Here is a 16,546-nt window from a genome sequence, read left to right on the forward strand (position 1 = left end):
GCTTCGGCCCGCCAAGATAAGGGCGTTACCCCCGCGGGAAGCGATGACATCGTCCGAGACAAATCGGCCATCGGCCAGCACAGGCCGTCGCGGGGCGGTGCAGACGTGCGGCAATTATGGTAAAACGCGTCTCGGCCACCGCGGTGGCCGTAACGTTCTCAGGGCGGGGTGTGATTCCCCACCGGCGGTAATGGCAGTCAATTGCCTAGCCCGCGAGCGCTTGCCCAGGTTGCGTAAGCAACCCAGCAAGGTCAGCAGACCCGGTGTGATTCCGGGGCCGACGGTATAGTCCGGATAAAGAGAGAGCGGGATTCCCTCCTCGGGCGCGGCATGCGTACCCGTGAAATCCCTATCGATCGGCATTGCCCTGTTTTGCTCAAAACAGGAGTTCACTCATGCTGTTCAACATCATCTGCACCCAAGTACCGGAGGACCCATGTTCACCGGCATAATCGAATCCATTGGCAGCATCCGTGCGCTGACGCCCAAGGGCGGCGACGTGCGTGTCTATGTGGCCACCGGCAAGCTCGACCTGGGCGACGTCAAGCTGGGCGACAGCATTGCGGTCAACGGCGTCTGCCTGACTGCGGTGGCGCTGCCCGGCGACGGTTTCTGGGCCGATGTCAGCCGCGAGACCCTGGCGCGCACCGCCTTTATCGACTTGAAGCCCGGCAGCCCGGTCAATCTGGAAAAGGCCCTGACGCCATCCAGTCGCCTCGGCGGTCATCTGGTCAGCGGCCATATTGATGGTGTCGGTGAAGTCATCGCCCGCGCCGACAACGCCCGCGCCGTGCAATTCACCATCCGCGCGCCGCGCGAACTGGCCAAATATATCGCCCACAAAGGCTCGATCACCGTCGACGGCACCAGCCTGACGGTCAACGCGGTGAATGGCGCCGAATTCGAGCTGACCATAGTGCCGCATACCCTGGCCGAGACCATCATGGTCGACTATCGCCCCGGCCAGCAGGTCAACCTCGAGGTCGACCTGCTGGCGCGTTACCTGGAGCGTCTGCTGCTCGGCGACAAAGCCGCCGAGCCAAGCGCCTCGGGCATGACGGAAAATTTTTTGGCCGAACACGGCTACCTGAAGAATTGAAGGAATAGCCTCATGGCTCTCAATAGCATCGAAGAACTGGTTGAAGACATCCGCGCCGGCAAGATGGTCATCCTCATGGATGACGAGGACCGCGAGAACGAAGGTGACCTGATCATCGCCTCCGAGTGCGTGAGCGCCGAGCACATCAACTTCATGGCGCGTTTCGCCCGTGGCCTGATCTGCATGCCGATGACCCGCGAGCGCTGCGAGACCCTCAAGCTGCCGCTGATGTCACCGCGCAACGGCTCCGGTTTCGGCACCAAGTTCACCGTCTCGATCGAGGCGGCCGTCGGGGTCACCACCGGCATTTCCGCCGCCGACCGGGCGCGCACCGTGCAGGCCGCCGCCGCCGGGAACGCGGTAGCCGACGATATTGTCAGCCCCGGCCATATCTTCCCACTGATGGCCCAGCCCGGTGGCGTGCTGGCCCGTGCCGGCCACACCGAGGCGGCCTGCGACCTGGCGCGCATGGGCGGCTTCGAGCCGAGCGGGGTGATCTGCGAAATCATGAACGACGATGGCACCATGGCCCGTCGCCCCGAGCTGGAAGAGTTCGCCAAGGCCCACGACATCAAGATCGGCACCATCGCCGACCTGATCCACTACCGGCTGATTCACGAGCACACCGTCGAGCGCGTCAGCGAGCAGATCCTGGATAGCGAACTGGGCCAGTTCAATCTGGTGACCTACCGCGATTCGGTGGAGAACGATGTGCACATGGCCCTGACCCTGGGCACCATCTGCGCCGATGAGCCAACCCTGGTGCGGGTGCACAACATGGATCCGCTGCGCGACCTGTTCATGGTCAAGCAGCCCGGCCGCTGGAGCCTGCGTGCGGCCATGACCCAAGTCGCCCAGGATGGTAGCGGCGTGGTACTGCTGCTGGGCAACCCATTGACCGGCCCGGACCTGCTGGCGCACCTGGAACGGCAGCTGGGCGGCGAAACGAAAGTGGCCAATCCGACCACTTACAGCACCGTCGGTGCCGGCTCGCAGATCCTCCGCGACCTCGGGGTGCGCAAGATGCGCCTGATGAGTTCGCCGATGAAGTTCAATGCGATATCCGGTTTCGATCTGGAAGTTGTAGAATACCTGCCCTCCGAATAATCCCAAGGGCCGCCGATGGCGGCCCGGCTCTTTAAATAGATGAGACCCGTTATGACCCTGAAGACCATCGAAGGTACTTTCATCGCCCCCAAGGGCCGCTTTGCACTGGTCGTCGGCCGCTTTAACAGCTTCGTTGTCGAAAGCCTGGTAAGTGGCGCCGTAGACGCCCTGGTTCGTCATGGCGTGAGCGAAAGCGAGATCACCATCATCCGTGCGCCGGGTGCCTTCGAGATCCCGCTGGTCGCACAGAAAGTCGCCCAGCGTGGTGATTTTGACGCGATCATTGCCCTGGGCGCGGTGATCCGTGGCGGCACCCCGCATTTCGAATACGTGGCGGGCGAATGCACCAAGGGCCTGGCTCAGGTGTCCATGGAGTTCGGCGTACCGGTGGCCTTCGGCGTACTGACCGTCGACTCCATCGAGCAAGCCATCGAGCGTTCCGGCACCAAGGCCGGCAACAAGGGTGCGGAAGCTGCGCTGTCCGCCCTGGAAATGGTCAGCCTGCTGGCGCAGTTGGAGGCCAAGTGAGCCAGAACGACAGCACCGGGCAGAAGCCGCAGCCGGGCAAGAAAGCACCCAGTGGCAAAACCCTGGCGCGCCGTCAGGCGCGCACCCTGGCCATGCAGGCGCTGTACTCCTGGCATATGGCCGGTCAGCAACTGAACGAGATCGAGGCGCAGTTCCGCGTCGATAACGATTTCAGCACGGTCGACGGCGCCTACTTCCACGAGATCCTGCACGGCGTGCCGCGGCAGAAAAGCGAGATCGACGGGGCCTTCGAGATCCTGCTGGATCGGCCGATCGCCGAGATCGACCCGGTTGAGCTGTCGATTCTGCGGCTGTCGACCTACGAACTGAAGAACCGCCTCGACGTGCCCTATCGTGTGGTGATCAACGAAGGTATCGAGCTGGCCAAGGTGTTCGGTGCCACCGACGGGCACAAGTTCGTCAACGGCGTGCTGGACAAGCTGGCGCCACGCCTGCGAGCCGACGAAGTCCGCGCCAACCGGCGCTGATCGCCGCTTGACGCGCTGCCGCGAGTGGCGGGGGCCGGGCATCAGCCTGGTCGCCACTGGTGATTCGCGGCAGCGGGCATCGTACCTGTCAGGAGTCGCCATCTTTGGGTGAGTTCGAGCTGATCCGTCAATACTTCACCGCAGCGTCCTGCGCGCAGGCCGGCGAAGGCGTGGCGCTGGGCATCGGTGATGACTGCGCCCTGCTGGAGCTGCCGGCTGGCGAACAGCTGGCGGTGTCCACCGACACCCTGGTGGCCAGGGTCCATTTTCCCGAAACAGCCGATCCGTTTCTGCTGGCTCAGCGTGCGCTGGGCGTGTCGGTCAGTGACCTGGCCGCCATGGGCGCGACTCCGATCGGCTTCACCCTGGCCTTGACGCTGCCCCGCGCCGAACCGACCTGGCTGCAAGCCTTCGCCCGCGGCCTCGATCGGATGGCGCAGGCCTGCGCCGTGCGCCTGATCGGCGGCGATACCTCGCGCGGACCGCTGAGCCTGACCCTGACGGTGTTCGGCCGGGTGCCCCAAGGCCTGGCGCTGACCCGGGCAGGTGCCCGGGTCGGCGACTTGCTGTGCGTCGGCGGCGAGCTGGGCGATGGTGCCGGTGCCTTGCCGCTGGTACTCGGTCAGCGCCAGGCACCGGCGGCGATCGCCGAGCCCTTGCTGGCGCGCTACTGGTCGCCGCAACCGCAACTGGCGCTGGGCCAGGCGCTGCGCGGCAAGGCTACGGCGGCGCTGGATATCTCCGATGGCCTGCTGGCCGACTGCGGGCATATCGCCACCGCCTCGGGCGTGGCACTGCTGATCGAACAGGCGCGCCTGCCGCTGTCGCCTGCGCTCTTGGCCCTGCTCGGGGCCAGTGGCGCGCGTGACTGCGCGCTGAGCGGTGGGGACGATTACCTGCTGGCCTTTACCCTGCCGGCCGAGCATCTCGCCGGCTTGCAGGCACAGGGCTGGCCGATCCATGTGATCGGTCGCGCCGAAGCCGGGTCGGGCGTACAGCTGCTGGATCAACGTGGCCAATCCATCACCCCGCAGGCGCGGGGCTATCAACATTTCGGGAGTGACGGTGACTGAACCGCTAAGCGTGCCGCCATCGGTATGGCGCAATCCGTGGCATTTCATCGCCTTCGGCTTCGGCTCGGGCACCCTGCCCAAGGCGCCAGGTACCTGGGGCTCGCTGGTGGCGCTGCCGTTTATCCCGCTGTGGCAGATGCTGCCGGACTGGGGCTACTGGCTGATGCTCGGCATCACCATGCTGTTCGGCTTCTGGCTGTGCGGCAAAGTTGCCGCAGACCTGCGCGTGCATGACCATGCCGGCATCGTCTGGGACGAAATGGTCGGCATGTGGATCACCCTGTGGCTGGTGCCGCAAGGCTGGGGCTGGCTGCTGGCAGGCTTCCTGATGTTCCGCCTGTTCGATATCCTCAAGCCCTGGCCGATCAGCTGGATCGACCGCCACGTGCATGGCGGCGTCGGCATCATGCTCGACGATGTACTGGCCGGGGTGTTCGCCTGGCTGGCCATGCAGGCCCTTGTGTGGGGCTGGGGCAATGGCCTGGCGAGCGGACTGGGGCTTTAACCGGCGCCTGAAATCCACCAACGCGGCCAATACGGCGCTTAAAACACTTCACGCGTGAGCCCAGCCAACATGCTCATTTACCACAGTAGATTTGCGGGCGCGCCCAGTCCTTTTTTCGGCCATTTCTGCTTTGCCTCGACTGCCGCGCCCACAGCAGCAGTCGGCCGGCCAAGTGGGTCGAGATCGATCATGATGAGCTGCTGGCTGGCGATATTGCTCGGCGTGCTGGGCTGCTCTTGCGCCTTGGCCGAGCCTGCTGCGCCGCCGGAAATCCGCCTGGCCAGCGAAATCTGGCAGGGCCATACCCATGTCGATGGCACGGGGCTGGCCTGGGATATTCTGCGTCAGGTGTTCGAGCCAGAAGGCATCGCCCTGGTGATCCAGAGCGTGCCCTATACCCGCTCCATTGGCCTGGTGCAGCGCGGTGAGGCCGATGCCTGGGTCGGCTCCTACCTCAATGAAGTGGACGAGGGCGTGCTCTACCCGCGCTGGCATTATGAAGTCGATCAGATCAGTGCGCTGGGCCTGATCGGGCTGCAGGCGCCCAGCCTGGCGACGCTCGGCCAGTATCGCCTGGTGTGGATGCGCGGCTACGAATATCAGCGTTATCTGCCAAATTTGACGCGCTACCGGGCAGCGCAGCGTCAAAGCGATATCCTCAATATGCTCAAGCTTGACCGCACGGATTTTTATATCGATGCGCGCACCGAGGTCGACGAGGTACTCGAGGCGGCCAGCGATCCGGCGCGCTACCGGATTACTGACCTGACCCGTTTGCCGCTGTACCTGGGGTTTGCCGACAACCCGCGTGGTCGGGCCTTGGCCCGGGTGTACGATCGGCGCATGGAGCTGCTGGTCGAATCACACAGCTTGCGTCCCCTGTTCGAGCGCTGGCAGCAACCCTACCCCTTCGATTAAGCGAATGTGAGAGCCTGATGCGTGGACTGAAATTGTTGACTGCCGCGGCACTGCTAGTGGCCTGCGGGTCGAGCTGGGCGGAGCCCCTGGTGCTGGTGGTCGGCCTGTTCCCCGGTGCCGCGGTGCTCAATGTCGACGGCCAGCGCAAACTGGTAAAAGTCGGCCAGACCGGTCCCGGCGGGGTGGTGGTGGTCAGTGCCGACAGTCGCGGGGCCGTGCTGCGGGTGAATGGCGTGGAGCGCCCCTATACCCTGAGCCGGGAATACAGCGAAGGTTTTACCGAGCCGAAAACGCGCCAGTTGAGCGTTGCCAAAGGTATTGGCGGACATTACTGGATCGCCGGTTCGGTGGATGGCCATCCGGTGCAGTTCCTGGTCGACACCGGTGCCACCTCGGTCGCGATCAACGATGGTCAGGCCCGCCGCCTGGGCATCGACTACCGCGTGGTCGGCCAGCCGTTGCAGGTCAATACCGCCAGCGGCACCGTGCGGGGCTGGCGGGTCAAGCTCGACAGCGTCAAGGTCGGCACCCTGCAAGTGCTGGGCGTCGAGGCGGTGGTGCTGGAGGGCGGCTCACCCACCGAAGCACTGCTCGGCATGAGCTTCCTCAGCCGGGTCGGCTGGCGGGTGGAGCAGGACCTGCTGGTGCTGGAATCCAAGCTATGAGCTGCACCTGAACTTCCGGGCGGCCCTGCCGGGCTCGCAGCTTGACGTTTATCCGATGCTTATCATCGGTAATTCAGGCTGACCCGCCGGCGGGGGCTGCTGTTACAATGCGCCCTCGCAAATTTCCAGCCCTTATCTATTTAGGAGCATCCGGTGTCTGTCGTGTTCGTCGCCGCCTCCCAGCTGCCTACCCCGTTCGGGGTGTTTACCATGCATGGCTTTCTCGAAACGGCCACGGGCAAGGAACATGTTGCGCTGACCTTTGGCGATGTCGCCGAGGGCGCGCCGGTACTGGGGCGCCTGCATTCCGAGTGCCTGACCGGCGATGCGCTGTTCAGCCTGCGCTGTGACTGCGGCTTCCAGCTCGAAGCCGCGCTGCGGGCGATCGCCGCCGAAGGGCGTGGCGTGCTGCTCTATCTGCGCCAGGAGGGCCGCGGCATTGGCCTGCTGAACAAGATCCGCGCCTATGAGCTGCAGGATGGCGGCGCCGATACGGTTGAGGCCAACGAACTCCTCGGTTTTGGCGCCGATCAGCGTGAATACGCGATCTGCCTGCCGATGCTCGAACACCTGCACATCAAGGCGCTCAAGCTGATGACCAACAACCCGCGCAAGGTCAAGGCGCTGGGCGACATGGGCATCAATGTGGCCACTCGCGTGCCACTGCAGATCGACCATAACCCGCACAACAAGAAATACCTGGCGACCAAGGCCGGCAAGCTCGGGCACATGCTCGGCAGCCTGCATCAGGGTGAGGTCGAGGAAAGCCTGTGACCCGCAGCGAGGTACGCCGTCGCCTGGCGCTGGCCTGGTGGGCGCAGCTGGCGGTGGCTCTGGCGCCGCTGTTTGTCCTCAATCTGCTGTTCGGTGCAGATCAGCAGGTTGGTGTGCTGAGCATGCCGGTGTTTATCGCCGGCCTGGCGTCGATGTTCGTCAGCCTGCCGCTGTTCCATGCCTACAAGCACGCGTTGATCGCCACCGAAAAGGCCCTCGACAGCCCTGCAGAGCCGGCCGCCTGGCTGGCCTTGGCCGCACGGCGCCGGCTGGCCCTGCTGGGTGCCGGCCTACCGGCCTGGATTGCCGCCATCGCGGTGTTTGCCGGGCTGGAGGCGATCCCGCTGATGCTCCTGGCGCTGTCCAGCGTCGTCCTGTTCTACCTCTACCGCATTCCCCGCCAGCTCGGCTGATGCGCCGTCTTTGCGCCTGCCTGCTCGTGCTGCTGGCCTGGCCGGTGAGCGCGGTCGAGCGGGTGGTCAGCCTGGCGCCCTCCCTGAGTGAAATCGTCGTGGAACTGGATGCTGCCGACTTGCTGGTCGGCGTGCTGGATGGCGGTGAGCGGCCGGCGGCGCTGGCCCACCTGCCCTCGGTGGGACGCTACGGTCAATTGGAAATGGAAAGCCTGCTGCAGTTGCAACCCGATCTGATCCTGCTGTGGCCGGACAGCATCAGCCGCGCCCAGCGCCAGCAGCTGGAGGATTTTGGCATTGCGCTGCTGATCACCGAGCCGCACAACCTGGCAAATCTGGCCGAACAGTTCGCCGTCATCGGCACCCGTCTCGGCCGCCACGCGCAAGGGCAGGCCCTGCGTCGGCGCTTCAGCCTGCGCCTGACCGAACTGAGCGCCCGCTACCGGCGTGAGCGGCCGTTGCGCATCTTCTATCAGATCTGGGATGTGCCGCTGTACACCATCGGCGGCCGGCAGATCATCAGCGATGCCTTGCGCGTGTGCGGTGGCGAGAACGTGTTCGCCGAGCTCGACCTGCCGGCGCCGCAGGTCAGCGTTGAGGCGGTGCTGCAGCGCGACCCCGAGGTGATCCTCGCCGGCAGCGGCGCGCAACTGGAACGCTGGCGCATCTGGCCACACCTGACGGCGGTGCGCCTCGATCAGCTGTGGGCCGTGCCGGACAAGGGCCTGGAACGACCCAGCTTCCAGATGCTGGAAGCAACCGAGCAGCTGTGCAAACGGTTAGCGAACGCGCGTTAAGGCTGGAACCACAAGGCCCCGCAATTGCGGGGCCTTGTGGTTCAGGGCAGTGCTTTAGAAGCGGTAGCCGACGCTCAGCTGCACGTCTTCTTCCGGGGCGGCATACAAGCCCTTATTGCCGGCTTGCCAACTGACGTAGGTGGCAAAGCTGTCGTAGCGCTTGCCGGTCAGGTTGTTGACCCGCAGCTTGGCATTGAACTGCTGGTACTCGTACTTCAGGGCCGCGTTGAACAGGGTGTAGCCACCTTCGCGGGGCAGCACGTGGGCATCGTCGCTGGAGAGGTAGCGCGGCCCGGTGTAGATCGCCTCCAGATAAGCGTTCAGTCCGCTGACGACCAGGTAATTCAGGTGGGCGCTGGCGCTATGGCGCGAGACCCAAGGCACTTCGTTGCCCTTGTTCACGCCGGCGCGGAATTCGGAATCGGTGAAGCTGTACTGACCGCCCAGGGTCAGGCGCTCGCTCAGCTGGTAATCGGCTTCGACCAGCGCACCTTGGCGACGAGTCCGGTCCAGGTTGATGTTGGCGCCCCAGCCACCGTTGGCGAAGGGGTCATAGAGCAACTCGTCGTCGAGATCGAGGCGGTACAGGCTGGCCTGGTAGCGCTGGACGCCGTCATTCCATTCGAGGCCGCTCTCCCAGGATTCGCCAGTCTGCGGCTTGAGAAAGGTCACCCCGGGTTCGACCGAGGCGTTTTCGTTGACGTTGGCCCAGCGCAGCACGTCTTCGCGCTTGATGAACAGCCGCGTCTGCTGGTTCGCCTGCCATTGCAGGGCGATGCTGGTGCTGCCCTCGCGGTCGGTGTGGCGCTGGCCGCTGAGCTTGTTGCGGTCTTCGGCTTCGCTGGCACGGTAGCCCAAGGTCAGGCCGAAATTCTGGCCCAGCGGCTGGCTAAGCTGGCTGTACCAGTCGCGCAGGGTCTGGCTGGCGTCACTGCTGAAGCCGGGGTAGTAGGCGTAGCTCGCCTGGTAATCGCTGGCGATATGGTCGTGGCCGATCAGCCATTCGCTGCGACCCAGCTCGCTGTCCCAATGGGCGGTCAGGCGCGGGCTGAAGCTTTCCACCCGGGTGCCGTCCGTGAATGGGCTGCCGGAAATCAGGCCGACGCCGTCCGCGTCGCGGAAGCTGTAGTCAAAGTCGCCGGTCCAATTACTGCCGAGGTTCTGCTCGACGGCGAAGCGGTGGACCTGGGTGTTGTTGTCGTTCCATTCGGCGGAGGTACTCGCCTTGCGGTCGGCACGGCGCTCGGCGATGGTCTGGGCGCCGGGGTAGAGCAGCTCGTCGTCGATGCTCTGGTATTCATAAAGGGCCCAACCGTCGGCGTGGTCGTAGCGCAGGCGGCCGAAGGCGTTGTTGTAGCTGGCATTGTTATGGTCGCGGTAGTTGTCACTGTTTCGGGTCTCGCCGCTGACGAAGGCGGAGAAGCCGGCGCCCAGTTGCCGGAACAGATGGCCGCGATAGGCCTCCAAGTCATGGCTGCCCTGGGAGGTCTCGATATAGGCCTCGTTGCTCAGCGGGGTGCGGGTGATGATGTTGATCACCCCGCCGACCGCCTGGTCGCCGTAGAGCACGGTACCCGCGCCGCGGATGATCTCGATGCGCTCGATCGCGGCCAGCGGCACGCTATTGAGATCGGGGCCGTCCAGGCTGGGGTTGTTCAGGCGGCGGCCGTCGACCAGCACCAGGGTGTTGTTGACCGCGTTCTCGCCGAAGCCGCGCAGGCTGATGGAGGCACGATTACCGTCGCCCAAGGTGTCGCGCACCTGCACGCCGGCCTGGCCGTGCAGCACCTCAATCAGGGTGCTGGCCGCGCTCTTCTCGATCGCCTGGCGGTCGATTACCCGCACGCTGGCCGGTGCCGGCTGTTGCAGCGGCGTGCCGCGAGTCACCACCAACGGCGGGGCCTGGTAGGGTTCGTCAGCATCGGTGGCCAGGGCCAGGGTGGGCAGCAGCGCCACGGCCAGGGCAATTCGGGACAATTTCATCGGTAAATCCTCAAAAGGCAGAAAACTTTCGAGGAGGGCAGGGACAAGCACCGGACAAGGAGGCAATAGCCAGCGCTTGACGGTGATGCCCTCCGCAACACCAGTCAGATCACGCCGAGGCAGGTCTCCGGGCTGCCGACTGTTACTTTCCCGCCTTCCCAGGCGAACCCAGTGGCGTATCGAGAAAGCGTGCGCAATGGCCGTGCAAGCCGGGCGCTGTCGGTTACCGTTGCGGGGGCAGCGCAGGCATTGTGGCGGTCGAGTCGACGGCTACGCACCTGCTTCCCTTTTCACGCCTGGGCCTTGCGGCTGTCGGCGACCTCGGACAAGTAAAACGCCGCGCACCATAAACGTACGCAGCGGCTAAAGCAATTCATGTGGCCTGAACCGTGGCGCGTGGCTCCGGCCCGTTATTCTGCAATGACGGCAAGATGGGCCGCGGCCCACCCTCCCCCACTCGCTGCCTATCCTCGGCCGCGCCCTGGGCAATCTTGTTGCGATCAGCTCGGAAGGCTCGCCAAGTGCTGACGCACCGCCGCCTCAATGCCGGCCTGGTCGAGGCCGCACTCGGCGAGCATCTGGCTCGGCTTGGCGTGCTCGACGTAGTAGTCCGGCAGGCCCAGATGGAGCATCGGCTTGAGGATGTTGTCGCTGGCGAGGAACTCGCTGACCGCGCTGCCAGCACCGCCCATGATGCTGTTTTCTTCGATGCTCACCAACAGTTCGTGGCCGGCGGCCAGCTCGCGCAGCAGGGCTTCGTCCAGCGGCTTGACGAAGCGCATGTCGACCACCGTGGCGTCCAGGGTTTCGCCGACTTTCAGCGCGTCGGCCAGTTGCACGCCGAACACCAGCAGGGCGACCTTCGAACCCTGGCGGCGGATCACGCCCTTGCCGATTTCCAGGGGATGCAGGCCAGGTTCGATCGGCGCGTTCGGCCCGCTGCCGCGCGGGTAGCGCACCGCCGCTGGACCATCGAACAGGTAGCCGGTGGTGAGCATGTGGCGCAGTTCGTTCTCGTCGCTAGGGGTCATCACCAGCATGCCGGGGATGCAGCGCAGGTAGGACAAATCGAAGCTGCCGGCGTGGGTCGGGCCGTCTTCGCCGACCAGGCCGGCGCGGTCGATGGCGAACAGCACGTCGAGGTGCTGCACCGCGACGTCGTGGATCAGCTGATCGTAGGCGCGCTGCAAAAAGGTCGAGTAGATCGCCACCACCGGCTTGATGCCGTCGCAGGCCATGCCGGCGGCCAGGGTCACCGCGTGTTGCTCGGCGATGGCCACGTCGAAATAGCGCTGCGGGTAGCGTTCGCTGAACGCCACCAGGTCCGAGCCCTCCTTCATCGCCGGGGTGATGCCGACCAGGCGCGGGTCTTGCGCGGCCATGTCGCACAGCCACTGGCCGAACACGCTGGAATACTTGGGGCCGCCCACTTTCTTCGGTGCGGCAGCTGGGGCGTTGATCGGCTCCAGCTTGGTGATCGCGTGGTAACCGATCGGGTCGGCTTCGGCCGGGGCAAAGCCCTTGCCCTTCTTGGTGATCACGTGAAGGAACTGCGGACCGTCGAGGTCGCGCATATTGCGCAAGGTAGCCAGCAGGATTGGCAGGTCGTGGCCGTCGATCGGGCCGATGTAGTTCCAGCCCAGTTCCTCGAACAGGGTGCCGGGAACCAGCATGCCCTTGGCGTGCTCCTCGGTCTTGCGCGCGATTTCCCAGGCCCCGGGCAGGCGCGAGAGCACCTTCTTGCTGCCCTCGCGCATGCTCGCGTAGGTACGGCTGGAGAGAATCTTGGCCAGGTAGTTGGACAGGCCGCCGACATTCTGCGAGATCGACATGTCGTTGTCGTTGAGGATCACCAGCATGTTGGCATTGACATCGGAGGCGTGATTCAGCGCCTCGAACGCCATGCCGGCGGTCAGGGCGCCGTCGCCGATCACCGCCACGCTCTTGCGCGTACTGCCCTGCAGGCGGGCGGCGATGGCCATGCCCAGGGCGGCGCTGATGCTGGTGCTGGAGTGACCGACGCCGAAGGTGTCGTATTCGCTCTCGGCGCGGCGCGGGAAGGCGGCGATGCCATCTTTCTGGCGTAGGCTACCCATGCGTTCGCGGCGGCCGGTGAGGATCTTGTGCGGATAGGCCTGGTGGCCGACATCCCACACCAGACGGTCGTCCGGGGTGTCGAAGACGTAATGCAGGGCGACGGTCAGCTCGATCACGCCGAGGCCCGCACCGAAATGCCCGCCGGTCTGGCCGACCGTGTAGAGCAGGTACTGGCGCAGTTCATCGGCCAGGGTTTCCAGCTCGGCCTCGCCCAGACGGCGCAGCTGATCCGGCGTGTTGGCGCGGTCGAGCAGGGGCGTCAGTGGGCGTTCGCGAGGAATCTCGTGGAAGGTCGTCGGCATCAGGCTGATCGTTATAGGGGCAAAAGATGCGGCAGTTTACCCGAAGCGCCGGAAACTGCCCAAACATGCTGTCACAGTGGCATGCAGACAGGCTGGCTTAATGCCCAGATAGGCTGAAAACCACCCCGCCCGCCCTCCCCTGCGGGTCACCAGGTGTCGACGAACGGCCGTTTCTTGCCTGCCCGGGCGGCCGGCTTGGGCGCGGCATTCAGCCCGCGCACCAGCCAGGCGCGGGTTTCGACCGGGTCGATCACGGCATCTATCTCCAGAAAGCTGGCCATGTTGATGCCCTTGCCGTCCTGGTAGGCCTTGGCCACCAGTTTGTCGAACAGCTGCTGGCGTTGTTCAGGCTCCTCGACGGCCGCCAGTTCCTTGGCGAAGCCCAGGCGCACCGCGCCCTCCAGGCCCATGGCGCCGAACTCGGCGCTGGGCCAGGCGATGGTGAACAGTGGCGAGTGGAAGCTGCCGGCGGCCATGGCCTGGGCGCCGAGGCCGTAACCCTTGCGCAAGACCACGGTAAAAAACGGCACCGTCAGGCTGGCGGCGGCGACGAACATGCGCGACACATGACGCACCGTGGCCTGCTTCTCCGCCTCCGGCCCGACCATGAAGCCGGGGGTGTCGCACAGCGACAGCATGGGGATATCGAAGGCGTCGCACAGCTGCATAAAGCGCGCGGCCTTGTCGCCGGCCACGGCATCGATGGCGCCGCCCAGGTGCGCGGGGTTGTTGGCGAGCAGGCCGAAGGGCTGGCCTTCGATGCGCACCAGGGCGGTGATCAGGCCGGGGGCGAACTGCCGGCGCAGCTCCAGTACCGAGCCGCTGTCGGCCAGGGTGGCGATCAGCTGGCGGATGTCGTAGACGCGCAGGCGGTTTGCCGGGATCAGCTGGCGCAGCTCGCGTTGATCGGCACACTGCCAGTCGGGCAGCACGCCCTGGAAGTAGCCAAGGTACTGCTGGGCCACCCGTACCGCTTCGGCCTCATCCGCCACATGCACATCGATCACCCCGTTCGGGCCCTGCACCGAGACCGGGCCGACCTCTTCGGGCTTGTAGCTACCCAGGCCGCCGCCTTCGATCATCGCCGGGCCGGCCATGCCGATGGTCGCGTTGGCCGTGGCGATGATCACATCGCAGCAGCCGAGCAGCGCCGCATTACCGGCAAAGCAGCGCCCGGAGACCACCCCGACCAGCGGCACCAGCCCGGACAATCGGGCCATGCCGACGAAGGTGTGGCAGTCGAGGCCGGCGACGCCAACGAAGTCGCTGTCGCCCGGCCGCCCGCCGCCGCCCTCGGCGAACAACACCAGAGGCAGGCGCCATTGCTCGGCGAGGCCGAGCATGCGGTCGGTCTTCTTGTGGTTCATGACCCCCTGGGTGCCGGCGAACACCGTGTAGTCGTAGGCGATGGCCAGGCAGCGCGCGGCCTGGCTGCCGAACAACCCGGCGTTGACCGTGCCGATGCCGGCCACCAGGCCGTCGGCCGGGCTCTGCTCGATCAGCTCCTCCAACGAACGGCGCCGGCGCTGGGCGGCCAGGGCCAGGGCGCCGTATTCGCTGAAGCTGCCGTCATCGAGCAAGTCGGCGAGGTTCTCACGCACCGTCCGTTGGCCGGTCTTGCACCGTTTGGCCACCGCCTGCGGACGGCGCTCATCGCGAGTGATGGCGTGGCGCTCGAGCACTTCGGCCAGATCCGCGCGGATATGCTCGAGATCCAGGCTTTGCTCGCTGTGGCCGTGCGCCGCCGCGACCTCGGCCGGCTCGATGAACAGCAGCGGCTGGCCTTCGCCGACCACGCTGCCGGGCTGCACGGCGAGGGCGCGGACGATGCCGCTGTGGCCGGCCTTGACCACGAACTCCATCTTCATCGCCTCCAGCACGGCGATGCCCTGGCCGATCGCCACGGCGTCGCCTTCGGCCACCTCCAGGCACACCAGCACGCCGCTGCTCGGCGCGGGCAAGGGCAGGCAACCGGGCGGCGCATCGATCGCCTGTTGCGCCGCAGCGGCCACTGCCGGACTGGCGGCAAAGAACAGGTGCGGATGGGCCTGCTGTTGGGGCGCCAGCAATCGCTCCAGCTGGCTTTCGACGAAGCGCGTGCTGACGTGATTGGCGGCGACTTCCGGCAGGCGCAGCAGGTTCTGCAGCAGGTGCAGGTTGCTTGCCACACCCTCCAGGCGGAACTCGCAGAGCGCACGGTAGGCGCGGCGCAGTGCACTCGGGTAGTCCGGGGCATGGGCGATCAGCTTGGCCAGCAGCGAATCGTAGCTGGGGCTGACCGGATAGCCGGCGTAGCCATAACCATCGACGCGCAGGCCGGGGCCGCTGGGCGGTTCGTAGGCGGTCAGGGTGCCGCTGGCCGGACGGGTGCTGCCGTCGACGTTCATGCTTTCCAGGTTAATCCGCAGTTGCACGGCGCAGCCAGTGATCGCCGGCGGCTGCAGCAGGTTCAGCTGCTCCAGGCTGTGTCCGGCCGCCAGCCTGAGCTGGGTCTGCAGCAGGTCGATGCCGGTGACTTGCTCGGTCACCGTGTGCTCGACCTGGATACGCGGGTTGGCTTCCATAAAGTAGAAGCGCTCGGGCTGCTGGTTATCCAGGAGGAACTCGAAGGTGCCCAGGCCCTGATACTGCGCCGCGCCGGCCAGTTTCAGCGCGGCGGCGATCATCCGCTCGCGGGTGGCGGCCGGCAGGTCCGGGCTGGGGGCGATCTCCAGCAGCTTCTGCTGGCGCCGCTGCAGGCTGCAATCGCGCTCCCACAGATGGCTGACCGCGCCCGTGTGGTCGCCCAACACCTGGATCTCGATATGCCGGGCATCGCCCACCAGCTGCTCGACATAGAGTGCGTCGCTGCCGAAGGCCGCGCGGGCTTCCGACTGGCAGCGGGCGAAGGCTGCGTCCAGCTCCGCTGCCGCGAACACCGGGCGCATGCCACGGCCGCCGCCACCGGCCAGGGCCTTGAGCATCACCGCGCCGCCGTCGCCCAGGCTGCGCAGAAAATCATGGGCCTCGGCCAGGCTAACCGCGTGATTGAGCCCGCGCACCAGCGGTACCGCGCAGCGCTCGGCCAACGCGCGCGCGGCGGCCTTGTCGCCGAACAACTCCAGCACCTCGGCACTGGGACCGATAAAGCACAGGCCGGCGGCCTGGCAACGGCGGGCGAACTCGGCGTTCTCGGCGAGAAAACCGTAACCGGGATGAATCGCCGCACAGCCCTGTTCCTGGGCGATGGCGATCAACTGGTCCATGTCCAGATAAGCGGCGACCCCGCGGCCCTCGAGGGCCACAGCGCTGTCGGCCTTGCGCGCATGCAGGGAGGCGGCGTCGTCCTCGGCGTAGACCGCCAGCGAGCGAATGCCCAGCTCGGCGGCGGCGCGGGCGATGCGGATGGCGATCTCGCCGCGGTTGGCGATCAGCAGGGCGGTAAAGGGCGCGGTCACAGCAGTTCCTCCAATTGGTTCTTCTTCACCTTGCCGGTGGCGATCAGCGGCAGGCTGTCGAGCAGGCGGATCTGCGGCACCTTGTAGGCCGCCATGGCCTCGCGGCACCAGGCCTGCAGGCTGTCCGCGGTCTCCGCGCCGCCCGGTTTGAGCACCACGAAGGCCACCGGCAGCTGGCCGCGCGGCGTGCCGGCCGGCCAGGCGGCGGCTTGCAGTGCGACCAGCTGTTCGAGGCAGGCCTCTTCGGTCATGGCGGTGCCCCTGTGGTTTTTGTCTGCGGGCATCTTAGGAGGCTACGCCGCCGGGCAGAACTGCTGCTTATGCATCATCATCCATGAATCTCATGCATAGCTGCCTCCA

Annotated in this window: 15 protein-coding genes and 2 riboswitches; of the genes, 11 read left to right on the top strand and 4 right to left on the bottom strand. The window is 65.9% G+C overall.

The genetic code is table 11. The features are described from left to right. Window positions 1-150: 150 nt before the first annotated feature. A riboswitch (FMN riboswitch) is annotated at window positions 151-311 on the top strand. 125 nt (window positions 312-436) lie between these two features. The 11 genes from PH586_RS17245 to PH586_RS17295 all read left to right on the top strand — a co-directional run bounded on the left by PH586_RS17245 (window position 437) and on the right by PH586_RS17295 (window position 8,367). Next, the gene (locus PH586_RS17245; protein ID WP_271348998.1) at window positions 437-1,099 is read left to right on the top strand and encodes a riboflavin synthase; all 663 of its coding nucleotides are present in this window, start codon (window positions 437-439) and stop codon (window positions 1,097-1,099) included. Between the two features lie 12 nt (window positions 1,100-1,111). Beyond that, window positions 1,112-2,206, top strand: coding sequence for a bifunctional 3,4-dihydroxy-2-butanone-4-phosphate synthase/GTP cyclohydrolase II (ribBA, locus tag PH586_RS17250; protein ID WP_271348999.1), 1,095 nt, complete (start codon window positions 1,112-1,114; stop codon window positions 2,204-2,206). Between the two features lie 51 nt (window positions 2,207-2,257). Beyond that, a complete protein-coding gene (gene ribH, locus PH586_RS17255) occupies window positions 2,258-2,734 on the top strand; it encodes a 6,7-dimethyl-8-ribityllumazine synthase (RefSeq protein WP_271349001.1) in 477 nt (158 codons plus the stop codon). Beyond that, window positions 2,731-3,222 carry a transcription antitermination factor NusB gene (nusB, locus tag PH586_RS17260; RefSeq protein WP_271349002.1) on the top strand — a complete coding sequence of 164 codons (492 nt, stop codon included), beginning with the start codon at window positions 2,731-2,733 and terminating at the stop codon, window positions 3,220-3,222. Before ribH ends, nusB begins: the two co-directional genes overlap by 4 nt. A gap of 104 nt (window positions 3,223-3,326) precedes the next feature. Continuing rightward, the gene (gene thiL / locus PH586_RS17265; protein WP_271349003.1) at window positions 3,327-4,295 is read left to right on the top strand and encodes a thiamine-phosphate kinase; all 969 of its coding nucleotides are present in this window, start codon (window positions 3,327-3,329) and stop codon (window positions 4,293-4,295) included. Next, window positions 4,288-4,800, top strand: coding sequence for a phosphatidylglycerophosphatase A family protein (locus PH586_RS17270; RefSeq protein WP_271349004.1), 513 nt, complete (start codon window positions 4,288-4,290; stop codon window positions 4,798-4,800). The genes thiL and PH586_RS17270 overlap by 8 nt, the downstream gene beginning before the upstream one ends. Before the next feature lie 189 nt (window positions 4,801-4,989). Next, window positions 4,990-5,718 carry a transporter substrate-binding domain-containing protein gene (locus tag PH586_RS17275; protein ID WP_271349005.1) on the top strand — a complete coding sequence of 243 codons (729 nt, stop codon included), beginning with the start codon at window positions 4,990-4,992 and terminating at the stop codon, window positions 5,716-5,718. Between the two features lie 17 nt (window positions 5,719-5,735). Further along, the gene (locus PH586_RS17280) at window positions 5,736-6,383 is read left to right on the top strand and encodes a retropepsin-like aspartic protease family protein (RefSeq protein WP_271349006.1); all 648 of its coding nucleotides are present in this window, start codon (window positions 5,736-5,738) and stop codon (window positions 6,381-6,383) included. Between the two features lie 153 nt (window positions 6,384-6,536). Beyond that, window positions 6,537-7,157, top strand: a complete 621-nt coding sequence (ribA, locus tag PH586_RS17285) for a GTP cyclohydrolase II (RefSeq protein WP_271349007.1) — start codon at window positions 6,537-6,539, stop codon at window positions 7,155-7,157. Then, window positions 7,154-7,570, top strand: coding sequence for an MFS transporter (locus PH586_RS17290; protein WP_271349008.1), 417 nt, complete (start codon window positions 7,154-7,156; stop codon window positions 7,568-7,570). Before ribA ends, PH586_RS17290 begins: the two co-directional genes overlap by 4 nt. Continuing rightward, on the top strand, window positions 7,570-8,367 hold the full coding sequence (locus tag PH586_RS17295) for a cobalamin-binding protein (RefSeq protein WP_271349009.1): 798 nt from the start codon (window positions 7,570-7,572) through the stop codon (window positions 8,365-8,367). The genes PH586_RS17290 and PH586_RS17295 overlap by 1 nt, the downstream gene beginning before the upstream one ends. A gap of 54 nt (window positions 8,368-8,421) precedes the next feature. On the opposite strand, the gene PH586_RS17300 is transcribed toward PH586_RS17295, so the two are convergent. The 4 genes from PH586_RS17300 to PH586_RS17315 all read right to left on the bottom strand — a co-directional run bounded on the left by PH586_RS17300 (window position 8,422) and on the right by PH586_RS17315 (window position 16,437). Further along, window positions 8,422-10,350, bottom strand: a complete 1,929-nt coding sequence (locus PH586_RS17300) for a TonB-dependent receptor (RefSeq protein ID WP_271349010.1) — start codon at window positions 10,348-10,350, stop codon at window positions 8,422-8,424. Window positions 10,351-10,451: 101 nt separating this feature from the next. Continuing rightward, window positions 10,452-10,689: riboswitch (cobalamin riboswitch) on the bottom strand. Window positions 10,690-10,850: 161 nt separating this feature from the next. Beyond that, entirely contained in the window at window positions 10,851-12,749 is a 1,899-nt protein-coding gene (gene dxs, locus PH586_RS17305) for a 1-deoxy-D-xylulose-5-phosphate synthase (RefSeq protein ID WP_271349011.1), read from the bottom strand. 146 nt (window positions 12,750-12,895) lie between these two features. Further along, entirely contained in the window at window positions 12,896-16,186 is a 3,291-nt protein-coding gene (locus PH586_RS17310; RefSeq protein WP_271349012.1) for an acetyl-CoA carboxylase family protein, read from the bottom strand. Further along, on the bottom strand, window positions 16,183-16,437 hold the full coding sequence (locus tag PH586_RS17315; RefSeq protein WP_271349013.1) for an AMP-binding enzyme: 255 nt from the start codon (window positions 16,435-16,437) through the stop codon (window positions 16,183-16,185). The genes PH586_RS17310 and PH586_RS17315 overlap by 4 nt, the downstream gene beginning before the upstream one ends. Window positions 16,438-16,546 lie beyond the last annotated feature (109 nt).

The organism is Pseudomonas aestuarii (genome assembly GCF_027988105.1).
In the GTDB taxonomy this organism is placed as follows: Bacteria; Pseudomonadota; Gammaproteobacteria; order Pseudomonadales; family Pseudomonadaceae; genus Aquipseudomonas; species Aquipseudomonas aestuarii.